19 protein-coding genes and 6 tRNA genes are annotated in these 25,752 nt (G+C 58.7%); 18 read left to right on the top strand and 7 right to left on the bottom strand.

Features of this window, described 5'->3' with window-relative positions; translation table 11 throughout:
* Positions 1-5 precede the first annotated feature (5 nt).
* Genes kdpC through kdpE form a run of 3 tightly spaced genes read left to right on the top strand, consistent with a single transcriptional unit; the run spans position 6 to position 4,032 of the window.
* Positions 6-611, top strand: coding sequence for a potassium-transporting ATPase subunit KdpC (gene kdpC / locus ACEQFP_RS06965; protein WP_098142958.1), 606 nt, complete (start codon positions 6-8; stop codon positions 609-611).
* Between the two features lie 26 nt (positions 612-637).
* Entirely contained in the window at positions 638-3,346 is a 2,709-nt protein-coding gene (kdpD, locus tag ACEQFP_RS06960; protein ID WP_005288997.1) for a two-component system sensor histidine kinase KdpD, read from the top strand.
* Positions 3,343-4,032 carry a two-component system response regulator KdpE gene (gene kdpE, locus ACEQFP_RS06955; RefSeq protein WP_005288998.1) on the top strand — a complete coding sequence of 230 codons (690 nt, stop codon included), beginning with the start codon at positions 3,343-3,345 and terminating at the stop codon, positions 4,030-4,032. The genes kdpD and kdpE overlap by 4 nt, the downstream gene beginning before the upstream one ends.
* A 99-nt stretch (positions 4,033-4,131) precedes the next feature.
* Here the strand turns inward: kdpE and pgm are convergent, their stop codons facing one another.
* Both pgm and seqA read right to left on the bottom strand, forming a co-directional pair.
* Positions 4,132-5,772 (bottom strand): phosphoglucomutase (alpha-D-glucose-1,6-bisphosphate-dependent), encoded by a 1,641-nt coding sequence (gene pgm, locus ACEQFP_RS06950; protein WP_116605131.1) that lies wholly within the window; start codon positions 5,770-5,772, stop codon positions 4,132-4,134.
* 29 nt (positions 5,773-5,801) lie between these two features.
* A complete protein-coding gene (seqA, locus tag ACEQFP_RS06945; protein ID WP_005289004.1) occupies positions 5,802-6,332 on the bottom strand; it encodes a replication initiation negative regulator SeqA in 531 nt (176 codons plus the stop codon).
* Positions 6,333-6,524: 192 nt separating this feature from the next.
* On the opposite strand from seqA, the gene ACEQFP_RS06940 reads away from it, so the two are divergent.
* The 4 genes from ACEQFP_RS06940 (at position 6,525) to fur (ending at position 9,259) form a co-directional block, all read left to right on the top strand.
* Positions 6,525-7,313 (top strand): alpha/beta fold hydrolase, encoded by a 789-nt coding sequence (locus ACEQFP_RS06940; protein WP_047060766.1) that lies wholly within the window; start codon positions 6,525-6,527, stop codon positions 7,311-7,313.
* Positions 7,314-7,513: 200 nt separating this feature from the next.
* Positions 7,514-7,792 (top strand): LexA regulated protein, encoded by a 279-nt coding sequence (gene ybfE / locus ACEQFP_RS06935; RefSeq protein ID WP_098143516.1) that lies wholly within the window; start codon positions 7,514-7,516, stop codon positions 7,790-7,792.
* Between the two features lie 194 nt (positions 7,793-7,986).
* Positions 7,987-8,514, top strand: coding sequence for a flavodoxin FldA (gene fldA / locus ACEQFP_RS06930; protein ID WP_370547255.1), 528 nt, complete (start codon positions 7,987-7,989; stop codon positions 8,512-8,514).
* A 280-nt stretch (positions 8,515-8,794) separates the two neighbouring features.
* Positions 8,795-9,259: a ferric iron uptake transcriptional regulator gene (gene fur / locus ACEQFP_RS06925; RefSeq protein WP_005289020.1), complete on the top strand. Its 465-nt coding sequence runs from the start codon at positions 8,795-8,797 to the stop codon at positions 9,257-9,259.
* A gap of 342 nt (positions 9,260-9,601) precedes the next feature.
* On the opposite strand, the gene ACEQFP_RS06920 is transcribed toward fur, so the two are convergent.
* The 5 genes from ACEQFP_RS06920 to nagE form a co-directional block, all read right to left on the bottom strand.
* Positions 9,602-12,268 (bottom strand): beta-N-acetylhexosaminidase, encoded by a 2,667-nt coding sequence (locus ACEQFP_RS06920; protein ID WP_035595155.1) that lies wholly within the window; start codon positions 12,266-12,268, stop codon positions 9,602-9,604.
* Positions 12,269-12,287: 19 nt separating this feature from the next.
* Entirely contained in the window at positions 12,288-12,620 is a 333-nt protein-coding gene (chiQ, locus tag ACEQFP_RS06915) for a ChiQ/YbfN family lipoprotein (protein WP_005289026.1), read from the bottom strand.
* A gap of 57 nt (positions 12,621-12,677) precedes the next feature.
* Positions 12,678-14,075, bottom strand: a complete 1,398-nt coding sequence (locus tag ACEQFP_RS06910; protein ID WP_005295315.1) for an OprD family outer membrane porin — start codon at positions 14,073-14,075, stop codon at positions 12,678-12,680.
* A 527-nt stretch (positions 14,076-14,602) separates the two neighbouring features.
* Entirely contained in the window at positions 14,603-16,270 is a 1,668-nt protein-coding gene (gene glnS, locus ACEQFP_RS06905) for a glutamine--tRNA ligase (RefSeq protein ID WP_370547254.1), read from the bottom strand.
* A 241-nt stretch (positions 16,271-16,511) separates the two neighbouring features.
* Positions 16,512-18,539 (bottom strand): N-acetylglucosamine-specific PTS transporter subunit IIBC, encoded by a 2,028-nt coding sequence (gene nagE, locus ACEQFP_RS06900; protein ID WP_370547253.1) that lies wholly within the window; start codon positions 18,537-18,539, stop codon positions 16,512-16,514.
* Positions 18,540-18,874: 335 nt separating this feature from the next.
* Between nagE and nagB the strand changes: the two genes are divergently transcribed.
* The 11 genes from nagB to ACEQFP_RS06845 all read left to right on the top strand — a co-directional run bounded on the left by nagB (position 18,875) and on the right by ACEQFP_RS06845 (position 25,752).
* Entirely contained in the window at positions 18,875-19,675 is an 801-nt protein-coding gene (gene nagB, locus ACEQFP_RS06895; protein ID WP_005289043.1) for a glucosamine-6-phosphate deaminase, read from the top strand.
* A 23-nt stretch (positions 19,676-19,698) separates the two neighbouring features.
* Positions 19,699-20,853, top strand: coding sequence for an N-acetylglucosamine-6-phosphate deacetylase (gene nagA / locus ACEQFP_RS06890; protein ID WP_005295309.1), 1,155 nt, complete (start codon positions 19,699-19,701; stop codon positions 20,851-20,853).
* 24 nt (positions 20,854-20,877) lie between these two features.
* Positions 20,878-22,104: an N-acetylglucosamine repressor gene (locus ACEQFP_RS06885; protein ID WP_005289054.1), complete on the top strand. Its 1,227-nt coding sequence runs from the start codon at positions 20,878-20,880 to the stop codon at positions 22,102-22,104.
* 189 nt (positions 22,105-22,293) lie between these two features.
* Complete coding sequence (locus ACEQFP_RS06880) at positions 22,294-23,046, top strand: HAD-IIA family hydrolase (RefSeq protein WP_005289055.1); 753 nt, start codon at positions 22,294-22,296, stop codon at positions 23,044-23,046.
* Between the two features lie 214 nt (positions 23,047-23,260).
* Positions 23,261-24,922 (top strand): asparagine synthase B, encoded by a 1,662-nt coding sequence (asnB, locus tag ACEQFP_RS06875; RefSeq protein WP_005289061.1) that lies wholly within the window; start codon positions 23,261-23,263, stop codon positions 24,920-24,922.
* 227 nt (positions 24,923-25,149) lie between these two features.
* A tRNA-Met gene (locus ACEQFP_RS06870) sits at positions 25,150-25,226 on the top strand.
* A 19-nt stretch (positions 25,227-25,245) separates the two neighbouring features.
* Positions 25,246-25,330, top strand: a tRNA-Leu gene (locus ACEQFP_RS06865).
* A gap of 22 nt (positions 25,331-25,352) precedes the next feature.
* Positions 25,353-25,427, top strand: a tRNA-Gln gene (locus ACEQFP_RS06860).
* Between the two features lie 39 nt (positions 25,428-25,466).
* Positions 25,467-25,541: transfer RNA gene (locus tag ACEQFP_RS06855), tRNA-Gln, on the top strand.
* Between the two features lie 59 nt (positions 25,542-25,600).
* A tRNA-Met gene (locus ACEQFP_RS06850) sits at positions 25,601-25,677 on the top strand.
* Between the two features lie 4 nt (positions 25,678-25,681).
* Positions 25,682-25,752, top strand: a tRNA-Gln gene (locus ACEQFP_RS06845).

The raw sequence follows: 25,752 nt of genomic DNA, 5'->3' as shown, positions 1-25,752 counted from the left end.
CCTCCATGACACAGCCCTTACTACGCCCCACCCTGGTCATGATGCTGGTGCTTACCCTGATCACCGGTATTCTCTATCCCCTGTTAACCACGGCGCTGGCACAGTTGATGTTCCCCTGGCAGGCCAACGGCTCGCTGCTGCAACGCGACGGGCGCCCGGTCGGATCGGCGCTGATCGGTCAATCCTTCCAGCGTGATGACTATTTTTGGCCGCGCCCCTCGGCGACCGCCGACCACCCCTACAACGCCCTGGCCTCCGGCGGCAGCAACCTGGCGGTCAGCAACCCTCTGTTGACCCGCACCCTGGCCGAGCGCGCCGCGCAGCTGCGTCAGCGCGATCCGCTGGAGCCCTACAGCGAGGCGTTACCGGTCGATCTGCTCACCAGCTCTGCCAGCGGCCTCGACCCCGATATTTCGCCGCAGGCGGCCTACTATCAGGCGGCGCGCGTCGCCGCGGCGCGTGGTCTCGCGCTGAGCCGCGTCGAGGCACTGATCGCCGAGCTGCAGCGCGACAGCTGGCCGGCCTTCATCGGTCGGCCGACGGTCAACGTCTTGGCGCTCAATCTGGCGCTGGATCGGCTATCATCGGAGGCAACACCCCGCTTACGCTAACCGTTTTCGCTCGCTAAGGATGTTTCATGGTTGATGATGAACAGCGCCCCGATCCCGACGCCCTGCTGGCACAGGTCGGCGAGCCGGCGCGCGGCAAACTCAAGATCTTCTTCGGTGCCTGCGCCGGTGTCGGGAAAACCTATGCCATGCTCCAGGAGGCGCAGCGTCTGCGCAGCCAGGGACTGGATGTGCTGATCGGCGTCGTCGAGACCCATGGGCGCAGCGAGACGGCCGCCCTGCTCGACGGGCTGGAACGCTTGCCGGCCAAGCGCATTCATCATCGCGGCCGTCAGTTGCGTGAGTTTGACCTCGACCGGGCGTTGAGCCGTGCGCCAGCACTGATCCTGATGGATGAGCTGGCGCACACCAACGCCCCCGGTTCACGCCATCCCAAGCGCTGGCAGGATGTCGAGGAGCTGTTAGTAGCGGGCATCGATGTGCTGACCACCGTCAACGTACAGCACCTGGAGAGCCTGAACGACGTGGTCGGTAACGTCACCGGAGTTCAGGTGCGAGAGACGGTACCCGATCGGCTATTCGATGCCGCCAGTGAGGTGGTACTGGTCGATCTGCCACCGGACGATCTGCGCCAGCGCCTCAAGGAGGGCAAGGTCTACATCCCCGGCCAGGCCGAGCGCGCTATCGAGAACTTTTTCCGCAAGGGGAACCTGATCGCCCTGCGCGAACTAGCGCTGCGTCGCACCGCCGACCGGGTCGACGAGCAAATGCGGGAGTTCCGCAGCGGCCCGGGAGGCAGCCGAGTCTGGCATACTCGCGATGCCCTGCTGCTGTGCATCGGTCACTGCGCCGACAACGACAAGCTGGTGCGCACCGCCGCACGTCTGGCCACGCGCCTCGGTTGCGTCTGGCATGCGGTCTATGTTGAAACGCCACGACTTCATCGCTTGCCGGAAAGCGAGCGACGCGCCATCCTGCGTAGCATGCGCCTGGCACAGGAGTTGGGGGCAGAGACCGCCACCCTCTCCGATCCGGCCCCAGAGCGCGCGATTCTACGCTATGCCCGCGAGCATAACCTCGGGAAGATCGTCATCGGCCGCCGCCAACGCGAGACACGACGACTCTCTTGGCCTACGGCCCGCTTCGCCGATCGACTGGCACGCCTCGGCCCCGATCTCGATCTACTGATCGTCGCGGTGGAGGAGCGCCCCGTGGGCCCCCGCGAGAACGATCCCCGTCCCTTCGGGGAGCGCTGGCGCGTACAGATCCGTGGCTTTATGGTCGCCGCGGCGCTGTGCGCCCTGATCTCGCTACTCGGTAAGCTGCTACTCCCCACCTTCGATCAGGTTAACTTGGTGATGATCTACCTGCTCGGTGTGGCACTGGTGGCGCTCTTCTTCGGCCGCTGGCCCTCGGTGTTCGCCGCCTGTATCAGCGTCGCCAGCTTCGATCTGTTCTTCATTCAACCGCAATGGTCGTTCGCCGTCAGCGACGTCCAGTATCTGGTCACCTTCGGGGTGATGTTGATCGTCGGCATCCTGATCGGCAACCTCACCGCAGGCATGCGCTATCAGGCGCGCGTGGCGCGTTACCGCGAGCAACGCGCCCACCATCTGTATGAGATGTCCAAGGCGCTGGGCAATGCCCTCAACCAAGAAGCGGTAATCCGCAGTAGCTGTGCCTCGCTCAACCACAGCTTCGGCGCCCGTACTACCCTGCTGTTACCCGATGCGGAAGGCCAGTTGCATTGCCATCAGGGGGATGAGGCCGGGGTCGCCAACGTCGATCTGGCCATCGCCCAGTGGTGCCGCGATCGCGGCCAACCCGCCGGTGCCGGTACCGATACCCTACCCGGCGTCCCCTATCAGCTGTTACCGCTCTCCAGCACCCAGACCACCTACGGGGTGCTGGCTATCGAGCCCGCGAATCTGCGTCAGCTGATGGTGCCGGAGCAACAACGCCTATTGCAGACTTACAGCGTCCTGATCGCCAACGCGCTGGAGCGTTTACATTTGGCGCATAGCGCGGCGGCGGCGCGCCTGGAGGCCGAACGCGAGCAACTGCGTAACTCACTACTGGCCGCGCTCTCACACGATCTCCGCACCCCGCTGACGGTACTCTTCGGTCAGGCGGAGATCCTCACCCTGGATCTGGCCAGCGAAAACTCCGTTCATGCCCCGCAGGCTGGTGAGATCCGCCAACAGATCCTCAATACCTCGCGCCTGGTCAACAACCTGTTGGATATGGCGCGTCTTCAATCCGGCGGCTTCCGCCTACGCCAGGAGTGGCAATCCCTGGAGGAGATCGTCGGCAGCGCCCTACACACCCTGGAACCGATGCTGGCCGCCCATCCGCTACACCTTCACCTGCCGCCAGATCTACCGCTGGTCTACTGTGACGGGGCGCTGCTCGAACGGGTGTTGCAGAATCTGCTGGAGAACGCCGGGAAATACGCGGGGGGCACCGCAGCCATCACCATCAGCGCGTGCGTCACGGCGGAGGGGCTGGAAGTCGAGGTCAGTGATGATGGCAATGGCATCGCCAACGCGCAACGCCAGCAGATCTTCAACAAGTTCACCCGTGGCGATAAGGAATCCGCCATCCCCGGCGTCGGTTTGGGGTTAGCGATTTGTCGTGCCATTATTGAGGTACACGGTGGTAAAATCTGGCTGGAATGCCCGCCAGACGGCGGTGCCCATTTTCACTTTACGCTACCGTTGCAAGCCGCACCGGAGATTGAACCGGAAACCGATGTGGAGATGACAGATCAATCGTGACCACGACCCCGATAACCATCCTGATCGTCGAAGACGAACAAGCCATCCGCCGCTTCGTGCGCGCCGCCCTGGAAAACGAGGGGTGGCGAGTTAACGAGGCCGACGGCCTACAACGCGGTTTGATCGAGGCGGGCACTCGCCAACCCGATCTGATCATCCTCGATCTCGGCCTACCAGATGGCGATGGGATCGAGTTTATTCGTGATCTGCGCCGCTGGAGCGCCATTCCGTTGATCGTGTTGTCGGCTCGCAGCGACGAAGCCGACAAGATCGCGGCGCTGGACGCCGGGGCGGAGGACTTTCTCAGTAAGCCATTCGGCATCGGCGAATTACTGGCACGTGTACGCGTCGCCCTGCGGCGCCATACGCGCCAGCAGCAGGAGAGTCCATTGGTTTGCTTCGGCGAGGTGCAAGTCGATCTGCTACAACGCAGCGTGACACGCGCCGGCGAGTCGCTACACCTGACCCCGATCGAGTTCCGTCTGCTGGCCGAGCTGATCGCCAACAGCGGCAAGGTGTTAACGCAACGCCAGTTACTCAACAGCGTCTGGGGACCCAACTACGTCGAGCATAGCCACTATCTGCGCATCTATATGGGGCATCTACGCCAGAAGCTAGAGCTGGAGCCGGCGCGCCCGCGCCATCTCCTCACCGAAACCGGCGTCGGTTACCGTTTTATGCCCTGAAGCCAAGGAGGCCCCGCGCCTCAACCGGGCCGTTGCGCGCGATAAAACAACGCCGCGCAAGGCGCGGCGTTGGTCAGGCTATCAGACGATCAGCGGCGATTAGGCGTTAGCCAATACGGCGCTAACAATATCGACCGCCTCTTTCTCAATACATTGGCGATGCTCTGCCCCCAAGAAGCTTTCACAGTAAATCTTGTAAGCTTCCTCGGTACCGGAAGGACGCGCAGCGAACCACCCGTTGTCGGTCATGATCTTCAGCCCCCCGATCGGCGCATCGTTACCCGGCGCACGGGTCAAGCGTGCGGTGATCGGGTCGCCGGCCAACCGATCGGCCTGCACCATCTCGGGAGAGAGGCGAGACAAGGCGGCCTTCTGGGCATGCGTCGCCGGCGCTTGCAGGCGATTATAACTCGGTGAGCCGAAACGCTCAGCCAGCGCAGCGTAGTGTTGCTGTGGATTCTTACCGGTCTGTGCGGTGATCTCCGCCGCCAGCAGGCACAGGATGATGCCATCCTTATCGGTGGACCACGGCGTACCGTTGAAGCGCAAGAAAGAGGCACCGGCGCTCTCTTCTCCGCCAAAGCCCAGACTGCCATCAAATAAGCCATCGACGAACCACTTGAAGCCGACCGGAACCTCGACCAGACGGCGATCGAGCGCCTTGACCACTCGATCGATCATCGCGCTGGAGACCAGGGTCTTACCGACGGCAACCTCGGCCCCCCACTGCGGGCGATGACGGAACAGGTAGTCGATGGCGACGGCCAGATAGTGGTTCGGGTTCATCAATCCGGCAGGCGTCACGATGCCGTGGCGGTCATAGTCCGGATCGTTGGCAAAGGCCAGATCGAAACGGTCACGCAACGCCAACAGACCCGCCATGGCGCTCTCGGAGGAGCAATCCATACGGATCACGCCATCGTGGTCCAGGTGCATGAAACGGAAGGTCTGATCGATATGGTCGTTGACCAGGGTCAGATCCAGACCGTAATGCTCGCCGATACGCTGCCAATACTCGATGCCGGAGCCACCGAGCGGATCGACACCCAGCTTCAGCCCGGCACGCTGGATGGCCGGCATGTCAACGATATCACGCAAATCTTCGACATAAGGCTGTACCAGATCGCGCGCATGGATCTGCCCACTGCGCCAGGCGGCCGCCAGGGTCAGGCGCTTCACGCCCGCCAGATCGGCGGCCAACAGCTGATTCGCGCGCTGCTCGATCACCTGAGTCAGGTTGGTGTCAGCCGGACCGCCGTTGGTTGGGTTGTATTTGATGCCGCCATCTTCCGGAGGATTATGAGAAGGGGTGATGACAATCCCGTCGGCCAGCGCGCCGCCGTGGCGATTATGCGTCAGAATGGCATGCGACACCGCGGGCGTCGGCGTGAAGCCATTGTTCTCCTGCACCACCACCTCGACGCCATTCGCGCTCAATACCTCCAGCACGCTGATAAAGGCCGGCTCGGAAAGGGCATGGGTATCCTTACCAACGAAGCAGGGGCCGGTGACGCCATTGGCCTTACGCACCTCGGCGATGGCCTGGGCGATGGCCAGGATATGTGCCTCATTGAAGCTCTGGCGCTGAGCGCTCCCCCGGTGGCCGGAGGTACCAAACTTCACGGCATGAGCCGGATTATCCGCCTGCGGACGCAGGCTGTAATACTGTGCAACCAGCTGAGCCACATTGATCAAATCGCTCTGCCGGGCAGGCTGCCCGGCGCGCGGGTGATTTGCCATCTGCGCTTCTCCCTAACGCTTGTTATTCATTAGATTGTGCCGCAAACTTTCTCGATCAGCTCCCCAGGGAACTGCATCGCTTGCATGATATGTTCAATCATGGCGCGCTTACGACCCGAGTTGGTATTGGTGATCACCCAATAAGGGGTGTCGGGGACTTGCTTGGGTTTCGTGTGGTTGCCACTCTGCAACAGCGTGTTCCTATCGCCGGCAAAGTAGACGCGGGTGCGCCCATGCAGGGCATCCGTTGCCGCCGCAAACCCTTCGGCGTCAATATGGTAGAGCGTGGTCAACACCAGCATGAAGCGGCCGACCGCTCTGTTCTGTGCTGCGTATTCGTCCGACAACAGCAATTCGCGCACGCTACGCACGCGATCCTGCGGTTGCGGCGCGCGAATAGCCAGGGGGGCTACCGGGAGCGGGGCGGCGACGTTGGCCGTCTTATTCTCCATGCCAACCTTCAACAGCCGGCGCAGAATGTCGGAAGCACTCTCGCCAATACGCTGGGTGTGGCTGGCAATATAGCGGTAAAGCTCCTCATCGACTTCAATCGTTTTCATCGTTATCCAGTACTTTTGCTACTCAGTCAGCCTGGATTATAAGGTCAAACGCCGTGAGCGGATAGCGTTTAGCGCCACGCCGAGGCGATTAAGACGCATTTTGTGGTGTCATGCGCGGCTATCCCGCGACGGACAATCGGCCTACGCCTGTGGTAACCTAATGGTAACATTCCACCTACAATTCGTTGAATGATGATCCTACACCTGAACCACCAGCTGCATCCTGCACAACAGACGCGACGTTATCCTCCGTTGCTACTGATCCACGGACTCTTTGGCTCCTTGGACAATTTAGGGCTGCTCGCGCGCGAACTGAAACGCGACCGCGACGTGTTGCAGGTCGACTTACGTAATCATGGTCTCTCCGGCCACACCCCACAGATGAGTTACGATCTGATGGCCGAGGATCTTGCCGCGCTGATCGCCCATTACGATCTGGCACCGATGGACATCATCGGCCACTCGATGGGCGGCAAGGCGGCGATGCGTCTGGCGTTACGCCATCCGCAGCAGGTGCGCCGCCTGGCGGTGCTGGACATGGCCCCGGTCGCCTACCCGACTCGCCGCCACGATGCGGTCTTCGCCGCCCTCTATGCGGTAGAGGAGGCCGCCGTCGAGACACGCCCGCAGGCCGCCGCAATCCTGCGCCGCTATCTCCAGTCGGAGGGAGTGGTGCAGTTCCTGCTGAAATCCTTCCATCGCGGCCAATGGCGCTTTAACCTGCCGGCACTAGACCAGCACTACCCCGCCATCCTCGGCTGGGATGAGCAACCGCCCCATCCGGGCGATACACTGTTTATCAAGGGTGCCGACTCCCCCTACCTACTCGATGACTACCGTCCGGCGATCCTGCGCCAATTTCCCCATGCCCGCGCCCATGTCATCTACGGTACCGGCCATTGGTTGCACGCCGAACAGCCGGAAAAGGTACTCCATGTACTGCATCGCTTCCTCGATACCCCTGACGAGGCGTCGCGATAACCACCGGTAGCGGCGCGAAACACACGCCATCCACGCCAGGCCGAGAAAGGATTGTCGCTGCCGCGCTCCCTAGGGTATGATGGCGCGCTAAAATCGACGGCAGGTCAATGCACGCTGCCGATGGGGAAAATCCCGAATATATGTTAATCGGAGCGCGGATTTCCCGCGCTCTCTTCTCCTTGCAGTACCGCTACCTGAATATGGCCAAAGAACAAACGGACCGCACGACGCTCGATCTGTTCGCGGATGAACGTCGTCCAGGTCGTCCTAAAACCAACCCGCTCTCCCGGGAAGAGCAGTTGCGGATCAATAAGCGTAACCAGCTGCGCCGCGATCGGGTCAAGGGGCTACGCCGCGTCGAGTTGAAGATGAACGAGGAGGCGGTAGCCATCCTCAATCGCCTGGCGCACGAGCGTAATATCAGCCGCAGCGAGCTGATCGAGCAAATGCTGCTCAGTCAGCTACCGACGCACGGCTGAGCGGCGAAGCACGCCTCATCCAGACACCGGCGGCGCAACGCACAATGACGATAAAGGCGTGATGCCAAAGGTGTTATAGTATCGACTGGTAGGTAGGCTGGTAGCGACGCTCGCCCACGGCCACACCCGGTGGGTTCCCGTGGCGACCGCGCACAGTCTGATTCAATTTCTGAGATAAAAGGTAAATTCGCGATATGGCAATCGTAGGTATTTTCTTTGGCAGCGACACCGGCAACACGGAAAACATTGCTAAGATGATCCAGAAGCAACTGGGTAAAGACGTTGCGGAAGTTCATGACATTGCCAAAAGCAGCAAAGAAGATCTCGCCGCGTTCGACATTCTGCTGCTCGGTATCCCGACCTGGTACTACGGCGAGGCACAGTGTGATTGGGATGACTTCTTCCCCACCCTGGAAGAGATCGACTTCTCTGGCAAGCTGGTCGCCCTGTTTGGTTGCGGTGATCAGGAGGACTATGCCGAGTACTTCTGTGACGCGATGGGCACCATCCGCGATCTGGTCGAAGCGCGTGGCGCGACCCTGGTTGGGCACTGGCCGACCGCTGGTTACCACTTCGAGGCGTCCAAGGCGCAGGTGGATAACGAGACCTTCGTTGGCCTGGCCATCGATGAAGATCGCCAACCGGAACTGACCGCCGAGCGCGTCGACGCCTGGGTAAAACAGATCAGCGCCGAGATGCATCTGGCCGAGATCCTGGGTTAATCCCTCACGGGTACCTGCCGGTCGCCAGCTTGGCGTCTGATAGCCGGCAGGTATCCCAGCCATCAATAAAAACGATACCCTGACTAATCATCGCGTCTTTTCTCCCTATCCTCCTGATTATACTGATACTCTCCTGTTTATTCCGTCCCTATCCCCCGCGCGGTGCGGCGGCGGCGCGGTTCCCATTTCCGCCTATCGGCCTTATAATCAAACTCACTATTATTTCTGTTCGGCAGCGGCCTCTAGGTTCTGCCGGGCTCTGTGACAGGACAGAATCCGAATGACTGACAACAATATTGCGCTAAAGAAAGCTGGCCTGAAAGTCACGCTTCCCCGTCTCAAGATTCTGGAAGTACTGCAAGATCCCGTGTGTCATCATGTCAGTGCCGAAGAGTTATATAAGAAGCTGATCGATATGGGTGAGGAGATCGGTCTGGCCACGGTCTACCGTGTACTAAACCAGTTCGACGATGCAGGCATCGTCACCCGCCACAACTTCGAGGGCGGTAAGTCAGTCTTCGAACTGACCCAACAGCATCACCATGATCATCTGATCTGCCTGGATTGTGGCAAGGTGATCGAGTTTAGTGATGAGTCCATCGAGAAACGCCAGCAGGAGATCGCCAAGAAGCACGGCATCCAGCTGACCAACCACAGCCTCTATCTGTATGGTCACTGCGCTTCCGGGGCCGATGGCGAGGGCGACTGCCGTAACGACGAGTCGCTACATGACGAGAAGGCATAACGGCGTCTACGGCGTTCCATATACGGCCCTATGAGGCCGTTTTTTTTCGCCATCGGATACGATGGCGCCCATCGGGACGGGTTAAAGGCCCTCACAAAAAGGCGCGTCCTGTTCTGAACGCGTTAAATCCAAAGACAATAAGGCAGAGCCAATACCTGTCGCGGCCCCCCACCCTAGGCGGAGGGTTATGTCGGGATAAAAAAAATGCCCTCATGATGAGGGCAATCACTACTTACTACTCAGTTCGAAATCGGAAAGTTCTGCGCAGCGAGGGCCGAAGGGCCGCACCGCGAAAGCCCCCGCGCAAGCGGGGGCATGAGAGGGTAACGTCCTCGCGAGCCGTTAGGACTTGACGGACTCGACGCGGCTAAAGCGCTTGCCATCCGGCGATACGGTACGGACCTGTACCTCACCACTCACGGCCGGCTTCGCCTTGGCATCGTAACGCTGCCAGTGTTTACCGCCGTCGATGGAGTACTCAACCACCAGACCCGGCATCGCCACGTTGGTCTCCAGCTTGCCGTCGACCACACGCGCCCCCGGCTGCGGTACACGATAGGCCACGCCAGACTTATCCATCTTCGCCAGTTCACGCTGTCCCATCAGGTTGGCGAAACGCTGCCAATCCTTCAGCAGAGCCTGCTGATCGACCAGGTGAGTCTCGCCGCCCTTATACTCACGACCCGCCTGATACGGCTGCTCCCAACCCGCCTGATGCCAGGCGCGCTCGGCCACCGCCATGATGCGCGGATAGATCTTGTACTCCATCATGTCGTCGGTACGCACCACCTCGCTCCACAGCTGCGCGGAGAGGCCATAGGCACCCGGCCACGGCTTGTCGCTCTTGGCGCTGAAGTAGTTACCGTCGCGATCGACCGATGTTTCGGCGTTCTGCGGCAGGTTATCCGGCGCGAAGGCGAAGATCTTACGCTCATCGTTAAAGCGGGTACCCCAGTAGTAACCGTTCTCTTTCGGGTTCACCTCATACGGGAAGTCCATGTAGACATAATCCGGGCTGGAGATGATCACCTCATAGCCTTTATTCGCCCAATCGTTGGCCGAATCGAAACCACCCCAATACAGGGTATCCCAGAAGTTCACCCCGACGCGCGGCGTCGCGAAGGCCTTGGCATCCTTGGCATCCTTCAGGCCATCCTGCCAGGCCTGCATCTTGCCGATGCCGTGATCCTTGACCATCTTGCTGACTTCAACGGCGAAGTAGCTCGGCAGGTGCTCCATATCGGCCACCTTGCCCTCTTTGATCATCGCCTGACACATCTGGGACTTAGCCCACGGCTTGTCCTCTTTGCTCAGGTCGATCATCCCCTTGCCCGCTTCCGGCTTGTTCACGTCGGTGTAACCCGGCCCTAAGCGGATGTTCTTCGCCTCGTCACCACCGAAGTGCCAAGTGGTCAGCGGTTGACCCGCCTCGCGGTGCATCTGGGCAATTTCGCCGATCACCTTATCCACGAAGCGCTTGGAGGAGTCCAGGCACGGGTTGAGGTAGCTGTGGCGATCGTAGAACTGCACCGAGGTGGTGTTGGAGTCATCGGTCGGATCCAGCAGGCGGTACTCGTTAGCGCCCTTCTCGTCGCCTGCCGCCTTCAGCTTGTTATAACGCGCCTCCATCGCCACCACCGCCGCACGGGCGTGGGCCGGCATGTCGATCTCTGGGATCACCTCAATCTGGCGTGCCTGAGCATATTTCAGCAGCTTGATATAGTCGGCACGGGTGAAGTAGCCGCTGCCATTGTTGTCGCTATCTGGGCCTGAGCCCAACTGCGGCAGCAGGCACGTCTGCTCGCTCAGATCGTGGCAGCGCTTACCGCCGATCTCGGTCAGTTCCGGCAGCCCCGGGATCTCAATACGCCACCCTTCATCATCCGTCAGATGGAAGTGGAATTTGTTCAGCTTATAGGCGGCCATCTGATCCAGCAGACGCTCGATGGAAGCCAGTGAATGGAAGTTACGTCCCACATCCAGCTCGATACCACGGTACTGGAAGCGCGGCGCATCCTCGGCGTCCAGCGTCGCGATCTTAGCGCTACCATCGGCCGGCAACAGCGACAGAATGGATTGCAGACCGTAGAAGACACCCGCCTGGTCGTAACCGGTCACCTCGGCACCCTTGGTACCGATCTTCAACTGATAGGCGCCCGGTACCGCCATCTCGCCCTTAAACGCTTTGGTGGCGATCTGGGCTTTGATCGGATAGCCCCCCTTGACCTGCTTCACGCCCAACTGGGTCAGGCGCGCCTTGATGACGTCGGCACTGGCCGTGTTCAGTACCGTCAGATCCAGACTCACACCACGAGCCAGGTCGGCATCCTGCTGATGTACCTTCAAGGTCGTCGGCGTCGGCATGATCTGACCACGCAGGCTAGAGGCCGGCAGGGTCTTCACATCGGCATTCTTGGCGAAGCGATTCTCCGGCGTCATCAGGATGTTCTTGTCATCCTTGGTACGCTTCCACAAGTCACCGGTAAACGGCGTGACGAACTGGCTCAAATCTTCGGTATCGGTATTGGCGATCACCTTCGGCTTCGCGTCCGGCGACGTCACATACCAACGCGGCAATACGTCGCTCTCGAATAACTGCCAATATTCGCCGACGATGGGGATCTCGACGCGTTCCCCGGCGGCAAAGCCCTTAAACTTATCCGTCGGCTCGATCTTATGCAGATCGCCGGTAATGAAGGTGATCTTGAACTGATCGTTGCCGCTCTTCAGGATCTGACGAATATTATGGAAATAGATGGCCCAATCTTTCCCCTCGATGGCGTTACCATCGTTGGTCAGGCTGATCACCGCCTGATTACAGGAGGCCCAGTCCGCGCCCAGGGCGGCACAGTTGACACCATTCTCCGCGCCACGGTTATCGGTAACGGCATAGTTCACCTTCACCTGGCTGCTGATGCGGTCAACCAGTTGCTGATCCGCCTGCGCCATACCACTCATGCCCAACAGACCCAGGGTCGTCGCCACTACGCTCAGTTTATAACCTTTCATCATCATCGCTTCCCTTCTCTCAGTTCGCGTTACTGGCGCGGATTTCTTGCCACAATGTACCGCAACGTGCGGTGTAGTTATCGCCAGCGCCGCTCATCGCCGCCTCGATACACTGTTGGTAATTCAACACACTCACACTCTCTTTCTGCGCGAATGTCGCCTGTGCCGGGCTCTGTTTCATCACCTCCAGAATCGTCTTGCAGGAGGCGACCTTGTCATGGTTGCCCTTCGAATCTTCAATACACTTGCTATAGGCTTGCTTCAGTAGTTGTCCATCCTGCGACGGCGCGCTCGGTTGCGCACAGCCAGCCAATACGATTGCGGCCACGGCCACACCCAGAATCGCTTTCATCTTCTCTCTCCCTTGATTCGCTTAACGCCCCTCCGCGCGTGCGGAGGGGGGATCAACTCAGAATACGGTGAACGGTGCGATGACGATAAACTTCACGTCACGCTCATCCTGGAACATGTTGTTGTAACCACCGCCCCAGCTCGGGTTGTCGGAGTGGTTGTCGTACTGGGTGTAGTGCAGCTTAAACATCGTCCCTTTCGCGCGGCCGTCTTGGACCACATACATCGCATCCAGGCTATAGGCGCTCTCTTTCACCCGCTCGCTCTGATCGGCCCAAGTGCTGTTCGGCTTGGCATCCCAGGCATAGACATAGGAGGCACCAACGCCCCACCCGGGCATGTCCCACTTGCTCAGGTCATACATCACGCCGGCGAAGACCGCCTTCTCACCGTTGGCGTTGAAGTCGGAGCGGTTATCCCACCAGATATCCAGGCGGCCGTTGGAGGAGGCATAGGCCGGCGTCATACGCTGCAGGAAGTAGCCCTGCTTACCTTCCGCCTTCACCCAGGTCCCTTCCAGACGCAGATCGAACTGGCCGAGCTTGTAACCGAAGGTCAGAGCTTGCAACCAAGCGGTGCCGTCATAGATATTGGCCGCGCTGTTGGCATCGGAGATGCGATCGTGCGCGCCGTAGAACTGGTAGCTACTGGTCAGCGGGCTACCGGCGACGTCGAACTTGTAGGTCCCCTTGGCGAAGTACTGATTCATAAAGCCCTGCGCCTGGCCGAAGGCCGCTTCCAGCACCAGACCGTTCTTGAAGTCATACTTCCCGCCCAGGGAGTGCAGGTAGGACACCTCTTCGCCGCGATTATCCCCCAGCCCACCCTGATAGAACTTGTCCATCTCCAGGTGCCATGGCGCCTTGTAACGGTCGGTCCACATATAGGAGAAGCTCAGCGCGCCGGCGGTATCGAAATCGAAGTTAGCCCCGGTCTCGAAACCCTGATAGGTGCCCGGCATGAAGCTCCAGTGCGGGGCGATCAGCGTCTGACCCGTCGGTTGGATCCAACCGATACGCGCCCACATCGGCCCCATCTTCAACTTGGCGGCCGCCTTATACAGGCTGATGCCGCTCTTATCGCCGCTGTAGTTTTCGTCATAGGCTTTGTTGATAGAGGAGAAGGCGATTTCGTTCGGGTGGCCACTTTCAGCCGACTCGGCCATCTCGATGGCGGTGAAGGCGCCGACATCCACACCGATAAAGTCGGCGGCATAGCCGGAGGAGAAATCGAGACTGGCGTTCCACGTCGAATGCGACAGGTTAGTCTTATACTGGCCGGTCTCTACATCCTTGCGATCACGCTCGCGCTGCCAATAGTAGATTCCACCGGTCATGGTTGAATCGTCAATGAACCCTTCTGCCTTCGCCTGCGATGGCGCCATGAAGCCAGTGCCCAGCGTTGCCGCTGCAACAGCAAGCGCCAGCACGCTGCGCTTAGCACGATGCGTAACCATAGAAAAATTCCTCTTTGACTGTAAAAACGCGGCTGGCGGAACAGCGCCCGACCAGGTCGCCAATAGCCCCATTGGGGTAAAAGTTATTGGGTGACGAGAAAAAAGCCTCGTTCACTTACTGCACTACTAGACTATTTTTCGCGACGCGAATTATCAAATGAAAAGTAAATTAGATGTATCAATTTTTGACCGAGTGCACATATTCTTATATTTAGTTACACAACGGTATAATTTAGAAATCAAGTAAAAAATAGCATTAAAAAACAGCGATATGTTTGTAATACCATTTATAAATGCAGACTGGATCACAGTAATGGGCTGGGTATAACTACGCGATGTACGAATAACTATTACATTACAACATGTTATTAATTTGCATCGCGAAATCAATTTTCGATACTACACGATGTAACATCGAGAAAGAGAGGAAGGGAAAAAAGAAAGAGCGTGAGGTAAAAAAAGTCGTCGACAAAAAAAACCACGGACCTTGAGCCCGTGGTTTTTATCTCGGTTAGCCGTGACGACGCTTAGGCGCCGCTCTTAGCCCAGGTATCGCGCAGACCGACGGTACGGTTAAAGACCAGATGATCGGCCGAGGAGTAATGACTGTCGGCGCAGAAATAGCCCTCACGCTCGAACTGGTAGGTCACGCCAGCCACCGCAACGGCCAGGCTCGGCTCGACGAAGCCCTGACGGATCACCAACGACTCTGGGTTGATGGTGGAAAGGAAATCCTCCGCCGCCCCCGGATTCGGCACACTGAACAGACGATCGTACAGGCGGAATTCGGCCGCAACGGCATGGCTCGCGGAGACCCAGTGGATCACCCCCTTCACCTTGCGCCCATCGGCCGGATCCTTGCTCAAGGTATCCGCATCGTAGCTGCAATAGATGGCGGTGATCTCGCCGTCGGCACCCTTCTCGACCCGCTCGGCACGGATCACGTAAGCGTTACGCAGACGCACTTCCTTACCCAACACCAGACGCTTGTACTGCTTATTCGCTTCCTCACGGAAGTCGGCGCGATCGATGTACAGCTCGCGCGCGAACGGCACCTCGCGGCTGCCCATCTCCGGCTTATTCGGATGATTCGGCATGGTCAACATCTGCACGCTATCCGCCGGCAGATTCTCGATCACCAGACGGACCGGATCCAGCACCGCCATGGCGCGCGGCGCGTTTTCGTTGAGATCGTCGCGAATACAGGATTCCAGCGCGGCCATCTCGACGTTGTTATCCTGTTTGGTGACCCCGATACGGCGGCAGAATTCACGCACCGCGGCGGCGCTATAGCCGCGACGACGCAGACCAGAGATGGTCGGCATCCGTGGGTCATCCCACCCCTCGACGATCTTCTCGCTCACCAACAGGTTCAGCTTACGCTTAGACATGATGGCATATTCCAGGTTCAAGCGAGAAAACTCATACTGACGCGGATGGCACGGAATGGAGAGATTATCCAACACCCAATCATACAGGCGACGGTTATCCTGGAACTCCAGCGTACACAGCGAGTGGGTGATCCCCTCCAGCGCATCGGAGATGCAATGGGTGAAATCGTACATCGGATAGATGCACCACTTGTTACCGGTTTGATGGTGTTCGGCAAACTTGATGCGATACAGCACCGGATCGCGCATCACGATAAACGGCGACGCCATATCGATTTTAGCGCGCAGGCAGGCACTACCTTCGGCGAACTCGCCCTGACGCATCTTCTCAAACAGCGCCAGGTTCTCCTCCACGCTACGATCGCGGAAGGGGCTATTTTTACCCGGTGAGGTCAGGGTACCGCGATATTCGCGGATCTGCTCGGCGCTCAACTCATCGACGTAGGCCAGCCCTTTGCTGATCAGCTCGATGGCGTATTGATGCAGCTGGTCAAAATAGTCAGAGGAGTAACGCACCGCCCCACTCCACTCAAAACCTAGCCACTGCACGTCACGCTTGATGGACTCGACGTATTCGATGTCTTCTTTAACCGGGTTAGTGTCATCGAAACGCAGATTGCACAGCCCTTGATAATCTCTGGCAATGCCGAAATTCAGGCAAATGGACTTGGCGTGGCCGATATGCAGGTAGCCGTTCGGCTCCGGCGGGAAACGGGTATGCACGCTGGTGTGTTTACCGGACGCCAGATCTTCATCGATAATCTGACGGATAAAGTTGGTTGGGCGGGCTTCAGCCTCACTCATCTTCGGCTCCTCTTGCCAAAAAATACGTTCTCATCGTGTCATGATCTAACAACCACCGGCAGGACACAACCACTGTAACGGTAAAATCCCTACGTTTTTTTGCCGTCCCCCCGTGCCATCGCTTACTCGCTCAGCACGATCCCCCCCACCCGCGCAAGCGAGGCGCGGTAAAGCGCGCATAAAAAAAGCGGGAGGCCCCTTTCGGCACCTCCCGCGATCAACGACGCTGATGCGTCAAGCGTTACTTGTTCAGCAGGGTATACAGCTTGCTTTCCCCGGCGACGACTTGGCCAGAGGCCTGCGCGCCAATCCCACCGAACTCATCGATATTGCTGACGACAACCGGGCTGATCATCGAGCGAGCGTGGGCGTTCAGGTAATCCAGATCCATCTCCAGCACCGGCTGGCCGACCTTGACGACATCTCCCTCGTTCACCAGACGCTTGAACCCTTCACCGTTCAACGCCACGGTATCGATACCCATGTGTACCACCACCTCGGCCCCCTCATCGGTCTCCAGGCAGAAGGCGTGGTTGGTATTGAAGATCTTCACCACCGTCCCGTTAGCCGGGGCCACCACGATGTTGCTGGTCGGGCGCACGGCCACACCATCACCCACCGCCTTGCTGGCGAATGCCTCATCTGGCACTTCGCTCAGGGCAACCACCTCACCGCTGATCGGCGAGACCAGGGTAGCGCGCACACCGGCGGCAGCATTAGGCGTAGCCTGTGCCTTGGCGGCTGGCGCGGCGGTAGATGCAGCGCTGCTAGCGGCGGCAGCCGGAACATTGCCGACGTTACGCATCGCGTTGGCGATCTTCTCGGCCACGAAGCCGACGATGATCTGGACGCTGGTCTTGTTCAGGCGGATCACGCCGGATGCACCCAGCTTCTTGGCCAGCGCCTCATTCACCAGCGAGGAGTCCTTCACCGTCAGACGCAGACGGGTGATGCAGGCATCGATACCGGTCAGGTTAGCGGAACCACCGACACAGGCGATGTACTGACGAGCCAGTTCACTCACATCCGCATCTTTGGTCAGATCCAGATCTTCATCGTTACCATCGGCCTCTTCACCGGCGCCGCTCAGCTCACGCCCCGGCGTCATCAGGTTGAATTTAGTGATGGTGAAACGGAACACCACGTAGTAGATAACGAAGAACACCAGCCCTTGCAGGATCAGCATGTACCAGTGTGTGGCCAGCGGGTTGCGTGACTGCAACACCATATCCACCAGGCCGGCGCTGAAGCCGAAACCGGAGATCCAGTGCATGCTGGCGGCGATAAATACGGAGATACCCGTCAGAATGGCATGCAGCACATACAGTACCGGCGCCACGAACATGAAGGAGAACTCCAGCGGCTCGGTGATACCGGTAAAGAACGCGGCGAATGCGGCGGCCAGCATGATACCGGCGACCTTAGCCTTGTTCTCCGGACGCGCGCAGTGGTAGATAGCCAGCGCGGCACCCGGCAGACCGAACATCATGATCGGGAAGAAGCCCGCCTGATAGCGGCCAGTGATACCGACCACGGCCTTGCCGCTCTCGATAGACTGTGCCCCGCCCAGGAAGTTCGGGATATCGTTAATACCGGCCACGTCGAACCAGAATACGGAGTTCAGAGCGTGATGCAGACCGACCGGAATCAGCAGACGGTTAAAGAAGGCGTAGACACCCGCACCGACGGAACCCAGTTTCTGGATATGCTCACCGAAGTTCACCAGACCGTTAAAGATCACCGGCCAGATGTACATCAGGATGAACGCCAGGATGATCATCAAAAACGAGGTCAGGATCGGTACCAGACGACGGCCACTGAAGAAGGAGAGTGCCTTCGGCAGCTCAACACTGCTGTAACGGTTGTACAGCTCGGCAGAGATAATACCGACCAGAATACCGATAAACTGGTTGTTGATCTTACCGAACGCGGCCGGGACCTGATCCAGCGGAATCTTTTGGATCATCGCCACGGCAGCCGGCGAGCACAGCGTTGTAACCACTAAGAACCCGACAAAGCCGGCCAGCGCAGCGGCGCCGTCTTTATCTTTTGACATACCATACGCGACACCGATAGCAAACAGCACCGACATATTGTCGATGATGGCTGAACCGGACTTGATGAAGAACGCCGCCAGTGCGTTATCTCCACCCCAGCCGACCGGGTCGATCCAATAACCGACACCCATCAGTATTGCTGCGGCGGGTAGCGTCGCTACCGGCACCATCAGCGCACGGCCTACCTTCTGCAAATAACCGAGAATACTCACATTTCCCCCTATTGGGCCTACAATGTCATTAACACCGACGACCCGATCATCACTGATTTAATATATCAATATATTCGCAACAATTATGGACTAACGTTCAGGAGTGTAAAAAAATTATTTTTCTCCGCAAATTAAAACCTCCTGATTTGTGATAATTATCACCAATAATCGGTGAAAAGTTGTCTGCATGCTGGCTATCAGCGAAAACTTATTTTATCATTCGAAAAATCGATCGGCGGGCTGACATTCCCCTCGCGCGGAGTGAGGAAATGGAAGGTCTTGCCTGACGCCGAACCGGCTTTCTGTCCAGTTTCCCGTATTGTAAAAGGTGCCCTATGAGACTTATTCCGCTGCATAACGCGACCGACGTTGGTCTGTGGTCTGCCCGTCATATCGTCAAGCGCATCAATGCGTTCCAACCGACTGCCGAGCGCCCGTTTGTGTTGGGCCTGCCGACCGGCGGCACACCGCTGCAAACCTACAAGCGTCTGATCGAACTCTACCAGGCCGGTGAGGTCAGCTTCCGTCACGTCGTAACCTTTAACATGGATGAATACGTGGGGCTGCCCGAGGCGCATCCGGAGAGTTATCACAGCTTCATGTATAATAATTTCTTCAATCATATTGATATTCAAAAAGAAAATATCAATCTGCTCAATGGTAACGCGCCGGATGTGGACGCTGAGTGCCGTCGTTATGAAGAGAAGATTAAATCTTACGGTAAGATCCACCTGTTCATGGGTGGCGTGGGCAACGATGGCCATATCGCCTTCAACGAACCCGCCTCCTCACTGGCCTCACGTACCCGCATCAAGACCCTGACCGAAGATACGCGCATCGCCAACTCGCGTTTCTTCAACGGCGACATCAATCTGGTACCGAAGTATGCACTGACCGTTGGTGTGGGTACCCTGCTAGATGCGGAAGAGGTGATGATTCTGGTGACCGGCCATGGTAAAGCTCTGGCGTTGCAAGCGGCGGTCGAGGGCAGCGTCAACCACATGTGGACCATCAGCGCCCTGCAACTGCATCCCAAGTCCGTGGTGGTCTGTGACCAGCCGGCGACCATGGAACTGAAGGTCAAAACTGTTAACTACTTCCGCGAGTTAGAAGCGGAAAATATGAAAGATCTTTGATAACTACGCTCCGGGGGAATGTGATGTACGCTTTAACCCACTGTCGGATTTATACCGGCCACGATATTCTTGACGACCATGCAGTTGTGATCGCCAATGGTTTAATTGAAAAAATCTGTCCTGAGTCCGCTCTGGCGCCAGACATCGCCACGCGCGATCTGGGCGGCGCCATCCTGGCCCCCGGCTTTATCGATGTCCAGCTCAATGGCTGTGGCGGCGTGCAGTTTAACGACTCCGAGCAGGCCGTTAGCGAGCAAACGCTGGAGATCATGCAGCGCGCCAACGAGCGCTCCGGCTGCACCAGTTATCTGCCGACGTTGATCACCTGTAGCGATCAGATGATGCAGCGTGGCATCACCGTGATGCAGGCCTACCTGCACAAACACCGGAATCAGGCGCTGGGCCTGCATATCGAAGGGCCGTACATTAGCCTGGAGAAGAAAGGGACCCACAATCCGCACTATATCCGCCGTCCGGATCACGCCATGCTCGACTTTATCTGCGACCACGCCGACGCCGTCGTCAAAGTCACCATGGCGCCGGAGATGAGCGACGATGCCGCCATTCGCCAGTTACGCGCCGCCGGGATCGTGGTCTCTGCCGGGCACTCCAATGCCAGCTATGAAGAGGCGCGACGCGGCTTCGCGGCCGGGATGCGCTTCGCCACTCATCTGTATAATGCCATGCCGGCAATCAGCGGGCGGGCTCCGGGGCTGATGGGGGCCATCTTCGATACGCCGGAGGTCTATACCGGCATCATCGCCGACGGCCATCATGTCGCCTGGCCCAACATCCGCATGGCGAAAAAGCTCAAGGGTGACCATCTGGTGTTGGTGACCGACGCCACCGCGCCGGCGGGATCCGACATTGACAGCTTCATTTTCGCGGGGAAAACAGTATATTACCGCAATGGCTTGGTCGTAGACGAAAATGGAACCCTGAGCGGATCCGCGCTGACCATGATCGAAGCCGTACAAAATAGCGTCGAGCACGTCGGTATTGCCCTGGATGAAGCGCTGCGTATGGCCAGCCTCTACCCGGCACGCGCCATTGGTGTCGAACACCGCCTCGGCAGCATCGAGGCGGGTAAGGTGGCGAACCTGACCGCGTTTACCCGTGATTTCCGGGTAACCACGACCATCGTTAACGGCGAAACCGTCTACCAACACGGCGGTTAATAACAACAGACGGGTGAATAAGTGATGGCCACTGGCGGACCAGGACAGATCGGTAACGTCGATCTGGTAAAACAGTTAAATAGCGCGGCGGTATACCGCCTGATCGACCAACAGGGTCCGATCTCGCGCATTCAGATCGCCGAGTATAGCCAGCTGGCCCCGGCCAGCGTCACCAAAATCACCCGTCAGTTATTGGAGCGCGGGCTGATCAAAGAGGTCGATCAGCAAGCCTCCACCGGCGGACGACGCGCCATCTCTATCGTCACCGAGACACGCCATTTTCAGGCTATCGCCATCCGCCTCGGCCGTCACGACGCCACCATCACCCTGTATGATCTGGCGGGCAAGGTGCTGGGCATCGCCCACTATCCGCTGCCACAGCGTACACAGGAAAGCGTCGAAGACGCCCTGTTTCAAGCCATTGACCACTTCATCCAAGAGCACCAGCGTAAGGCGCGCGAGCTGATCGCCATCGCCCTGATGCTGCCTGGCCTGGTCGATCCCGAACGCGGCATCGTACGTTACATGCCGCACATCGCCGTCAACGACTGGCCGCTGGTACAACGCCTGGAAGATCGCTTCCATCTGGCCTGCTTTATCGGCCATGACATCCGTAGCCTGGCGTTAGCCGAGCACTACTTCGGCGCCAGCCGTGACTGCCGTGACTCCATCCTGGTGCGCGTCCACCGCGGCACCGGCGCCGGGATCATCATCGATGAAAATATCTTTCTCGGCAGTAACGGCAACGTCGGCGAAATCGGCCACATTCAGATCGATCCGCTCGGCGAGCGTTGCCATTGCGGTAACTTCGGCTGCCTGGAGACCGTGGCGGCCAATGCCGCTATCGAACAGCATACCCGACGGCTGCTGGAGCAGGGCTATCCCAGCAGCCTGACGCGCGAGGAGTGCTCCATCAACGCCATCTGCCGTGCAGCCAATCGCGGCGACGCGCTGGCCGTCGAGGTCATCGAGCGCGTCGGACGCAACCTGGGGCGCGCCATCGCCATCACCATCAACCTGTTCAATCCGCAAAAAATCGTCATCGCCGGCGATATTATCGAGGCGCGCAAGACACTCCTGCCCGCCATCGAGCGCTGTATCCAGACGCAGACATTGAAGGATTTCCGCCACAATCTTCCGGTCGTCACCTCGGAACTCGACCACCGCTCGGCCATCGGCGCCTTCGCCCTGGTCAAACGCGCCATGCTGAACGGCGTGCTACTTCAGCGCCTGCTGGAGCACCACGACTGATATCGTGCGGGGCGCTCAACGGCGCCACGCGCTCCCCACTCCCTGACGAACCGCGACGCGCGCGTAGGGTGTCCCCTTACCCATAGCAGCCTCCGCTGCGGCGACACACGCCGCCAGCGCGAAGCGGATACGCGATCCGTGACACGTGTTATAGTAAGTCTCTGCATTATCAACGAGAAGCTCGAACCTATGACAATAAAAAGCGTGATTTGCGATATTGATGGCGTATTGATGCACGACAACACGCCGATTCCCGGTGCCCGCGAGTTTTTACAGCGTCTACAGCAACAAGAGATGCCGTTGGTGATCCTGACCAACTACCCGTCACAGACCGGGCAGGATCTGGCCAACCGTTTCGCCGCCGCCGGCATCGAGGTGCCGGAGCAGGTGTTTTACACCTCGGCCATGGCCACCGCCGACTTCCTCAAGCGCCAGGAGGGCAAGAAGGCCTATGTCATCGGCGAGGGCGCGTTGATCCATGAACTGTACAAGGCCGGCTTCACTATCACCGATATCAACCCGGACTTCGTCATCGTCGGCGAGACACGCTCCTATAATTGGGAGATGATCCACAAGGCGGCCTATTTCGTCGCCCATGGCGCCCGCTTTATCGCCACCAACCCCGACTCCCATGGCCGTGGTTTTTTCCCCGCCTGTGGCGCCCTGTGCGCGCCGATCGAATTGATCGCCGGACGCTCCCCCTTCTACGTCGGCAAGCCCAGCCCCTGGATCATTCGCGCCGCCCTGAACAAGATGCAGGCTCACTCAGAAAGCACGGTGATCATCGGCGATAACCTGAAGACCGACATTCTGGCCGGCTTCCAGGCGGGACTGGAGACCATCCTGGTGCTCTCCGGCGTCTCGACCCTGGAGGATGTGGATACCATGCCCTTCCGCCCCAGCTATATCTACCCCTCGGTGGCCGACATCGATATCCTGTGATGCCGATAACGGGCGGCGCTCGCCGCCTTTTTATATATCCACTAATAAAATCGTCATTTTTTTATATATCTTCTAAAGCTAGAACCATAAAAAAATCTTTTTTCGCCAAATAAGGCAAAATGCTTGATTTCCATTCAGCGAATGTCGCATGTTGAGTGTCATACCGGGGCCGCCCCGTCGTCATTACCATCCGTCATGTCGTAGAGGAAACGCTATGTGTTCGATCTTTGGAGTGCTCGATCTCAAAACCGACCCGCAGGAACTGCGCAAAACCGCGCTGGAAATGTCCCGCCTGATGCGTCACCGTGGCCCGGACTGGTCCGGTATCTATGCCGGTGATAACGCCATCCTGGCCCATGAGCGTCTCTCCATTGTCGACGTCAATACCGGCGCCCAGCCGCTGTACAACCAGCAGCGCACCCATGTGCTGGCGGTAAACGGCGAAATTTACAACCATCAGGCGCTGCGTGAACGCCTCGCCGATCGTTACGCCTTCCAGACCGGCTCCGACTGCGAGGTGATCCTGGCGCTGTACCAAGAGTACGGCCCCGACTTCCTCGACCAGTTGCGTGGCATGTTCGCCTTCATCCTGTATGACGCCGAACGCGACGCCTACCTGATTGGCCGCGACCACCTGGGGATCATCCCGCTCTATATGGGGCATGACGAGCACGGCAACCTATTCGTCGCCTCCGAGATGAAGGCGCTGGTTCCCATCTGCCAGACACTGCGTGAATTCCCCGCCGGCAGCGCCCTATGGAGCCGCGACGGGGAGATCCGCCGCTACTATCAACGCGACTGGTTCGACTATGCCGCCGTCGAGCAGAATCCCACCGACAGCGCCGCCCTACGCTGCGCCCTGGAGGAGTCGGTGAAGAGCCATCTGATGTCCGACGTGCCCTATGGCGTGCTGCTCTCCGGCGGTCTGGACTCCTCCATCATCTCCGCCATCACCAAGAAGTTCGCGGCACGCCGTGTCGAGGACGACGAACGCAGTGCCGCCTGGTGGCCCCAGCTACACTCCTTCGCCGTCGGCCTGCAAGGGGCGCCGGATCTCAAGGCGGCGCAGGAGGTGGCCAACCATTTAGGCACGGTACACCATGAGATCCACTTCACCGTGCAGGAGGGGATGGATGCCATTCGCGACGTGATTTATCACATCGAGACCTACGACGTCACCACCATCCGCGCCTCGACGCCGATGTACCTGATGGCGCGCAAGATCAAGGCGATGGGGATCAAGATGGTGCTCTCCGGCGAAGGGGCTGATGAGGTATTCGGCGGCTATCTCTACTTTCACAAGGCGCCCAACGCCAAAGAGTTCCATGACGAGACGGTGCGCAAGCTGCTGGCGTTGCACATGTATGACTGCGCCCGCGCCAACAAGGCGATGGCCGCCTGGGGCGTCGAGGCACGGGTTCCCTTCCTCGACAAGGCGTTCCTCGACGTGGCGATGCGCCTCAACCCGCACGACAAGATGTGTGGCAATGGCCGCATCGAGAAACAGCTACTGCGCGAGTGCTTCGAATCCTACCTGCCCGCCAGCGTCGCCTGGCGCCAAAAAGAGCAGTTCTCCGACGGCGTGGGCTACAGTTGGATCGACTCACTGAAGGCGGCAGCCGAGGCGCAGATCAGCGATCAGGCGCTGGCGAACGCCCATTTCCGCTTCCCCTACAACACCCCGACCTCGAAGGAGGCCTACCTCTACCGCGAGATCTTCGCCCAGCTATTCCCGCTGCCTAGCGCGGCCGAGTGTGTCCCTGGTGGCCCCTCCGTCGCCTGCTCCTCTGCCAAGGCGATCGAGTGGGATGCCTCGTTCCGCCGGATGGACGACCCCTCAGGCCGCGCCGTCGGCGTCCATCAATCGGCCTATTAAGCGACGACTGGCGATGTGGGACCGTCCACACACTTCGCCAGGATGACGTAAAGTCGGCGCGCAACGCCGACTTTTTACCGATTTTTGTTGCTTTTCACAGCGACCTGTATAATCCACAGGCAAACGGTGCGTCAAAGGGAATTTGGCGTAAAAAAGGGGTTGACGCTTCCCCCCCATATCCGCATAATGCGCCCCGCAACGCCGATTAAGGCAAGCGAATAAAGAACGGCTACGTAGCTCAGTTGGTTAGAGCACATCACTCATAATGATGGGGTCACAGGTTCGAATCCCGTCGTAGCCACCACTCTTTATCGTATTGTTGGGCGGGAGTGGCGAAATTGGTAGACGCACCAGATTTAGGTTCTGGCGCCGCAAGGTGTACGAGTTCAAGTCTCGTCTCCCGCACCATTTCAACCCGGCTTGCGTCGGATGGGGTATCGCCAAGCGGTAAGGCAGCGGGTTTTGATCCCGCCATCCCCAGGTTCGAATCCTGGTACCCCAGCCATATTTTTCTGTCTCGGTAGAGACTGGTTACAGTCCCGATTGGGGTATCGCCAAGCGGTAAGGCAGCGGGTTTTGATCCCGCCATCCCCAGGTTCGAATCCTGGTACCCCAGCCACAGAAAAATAAAGCATTGAAATTCAATGCATTATATGATTTACTCAGTACTACATTGATGGCTACGTAGCTCAGCTGGTTAGAGCACATCACTCATAATGATGGGGTCACAGGTTCGAATCCCGTCGTAGCCACCACTCTTGGGGTATCGCCAAGCGGTAAGGCAGCGGATTCTGATTCCGCCATCCCGAGGTTCGAATCCTCGTACCCCA

Origin of the sequence: Edwardsiella sp. A.80236 (assembly GCF_044540725.1) — a bacterium.
Taxonomy (GTDB): Bacteria; Pseudomonadota; Gammaproteobacteria; order Enterobacterales; family Enterobacteriaceae; genus Edwardsiella; species Edwardsiella tarda.
The sequence above is the reverse complement of the archived record's forward strand: the minus strand, read 5'-3'. Positions and strand labels throughout refer to the sequence as shown.

What these genes read in the sequence shown, in the direction of transcription:
- kdpC (WP_098142958.1), top strand. Translation starts at nt 6, where the DNA reads ATGACACAGCCCTTACTACGCCCCACCCTGGTCATGATGCTGGTGCTT.
- kdpD (WP_005288997.1), top strand. Translation starts at nt 638, where the DNA reads ATGGTTGATGATGAACAGCGCCCCGATCCCGACGCCCTGCTGGCACAG.
- pgm (WP_116605131.1), bottom strand. Translation starts at nt 5,772, where the DNA reads ATGGCAAATCACCCGCGCGCCGGGCAGCCTGCCCGGCAGAGCGATTTG.
- seqA (WP_005289004.1), bottom strand. Translation starts at nt 6,332, where the DNA reads ATGAAAACGATTGAAGTCGATGAGGAGCTTTACCGCTATATTGCCAGC.
- ACEQFP_RS06940 (WP_047060766.1), top strand. Translation starts at nt 6,525, where the DNA reads ATGATCCTACACCTGAACCACCAGCTGCATCCTGCACAACAGACGCGA.
- ybfE (WP_098143516.1), top strand. Translation starts at nt 7,514, where the DNA reads ATGGCCAAAGAACAAACGGACCGCACGACGCTCGATCTGTTCGCGGAT.
- fldA (WP_370547255.1), top strand. Translation starts at nt 7,987, where the DNA reads ATGGCAATCGTAGGTATTTTCTTTGGCAGCGACACCGGCAACACGGAA.
- fur (WP_005289020.1), top strand. Translation starts at nt 8,795, where the DNA reads ATGACTGACAACAATATTGCGCTAAAGAAAGCTGGCCTGAAAGTCACG.
- ACEQFP_RS06920 (WP_035595155.1), bottom strand. Translation starts at nt 12,268, where the DNA reads ATGAAAGGTTATAAACTGAGCGTAGTGGCGACGACCCTGGGTCTGTTG.
- chiQ (WP_005289026.1), bottom strand. Translation starts at nt 12,620, where the DNA reads ATGAAAGCGATTCTGGGTGTGGCCGTGGCCGCAATCGTATTGGCTGGC.
- ACEQFP_RS06910 (WP_005295315.1), bottom strand. Translation starts at nt 14,075, where the DNA reads ATGGTTACGCATCGTGCTAAGCGCAGCGTGCTGGCGCTTGCTGTTGCA.
- glnS (WP_370547254.1), bottom strand. Translation starts at nt 16,270, where the DNA reads ATGAGTGAGGCTGAAGCCCGCCCAACCAACTTTATCCGTCAGATTATC.
- nagB (WP_005289043.1), top strand. Translation starts at nt 18,875, where the DNA reads ATGAGACTTATTCCGCTGCATAACGCGACCGACGTTGGTCTGTGGTCT.
- nagA (WP_005295309.1), top strand. Translation starts at nt 19,699, where the DNA reads ATGTACGCTTTAACCCACTGTCGGATTTATACCGGCCACGATATTCTT.
- ACEQFP_RS06885 (WP_005289054.1), top strand. Translation starts at nt 20,878, where the DNA reads ATGGCCACTGGCGGACCAGGACAGATCGGTAACGTCGATCTGGTAAAA.
- ACEQFP_RS06880 (WP_005289055.1), top strand. Translation starts at nt 22,294, where the DNA reads ATGACAATAAAAAGCGTGATTTGCGATATTGATGGCGTATTGATGCAC.
- asnB (WP_005289061.1), top strand. Translation starts at nt 23,261, where the DNA reads ATGTGTTCGATCTTTGGAGTGCTCGATCTCAAAACCGACCCGCAGGAA.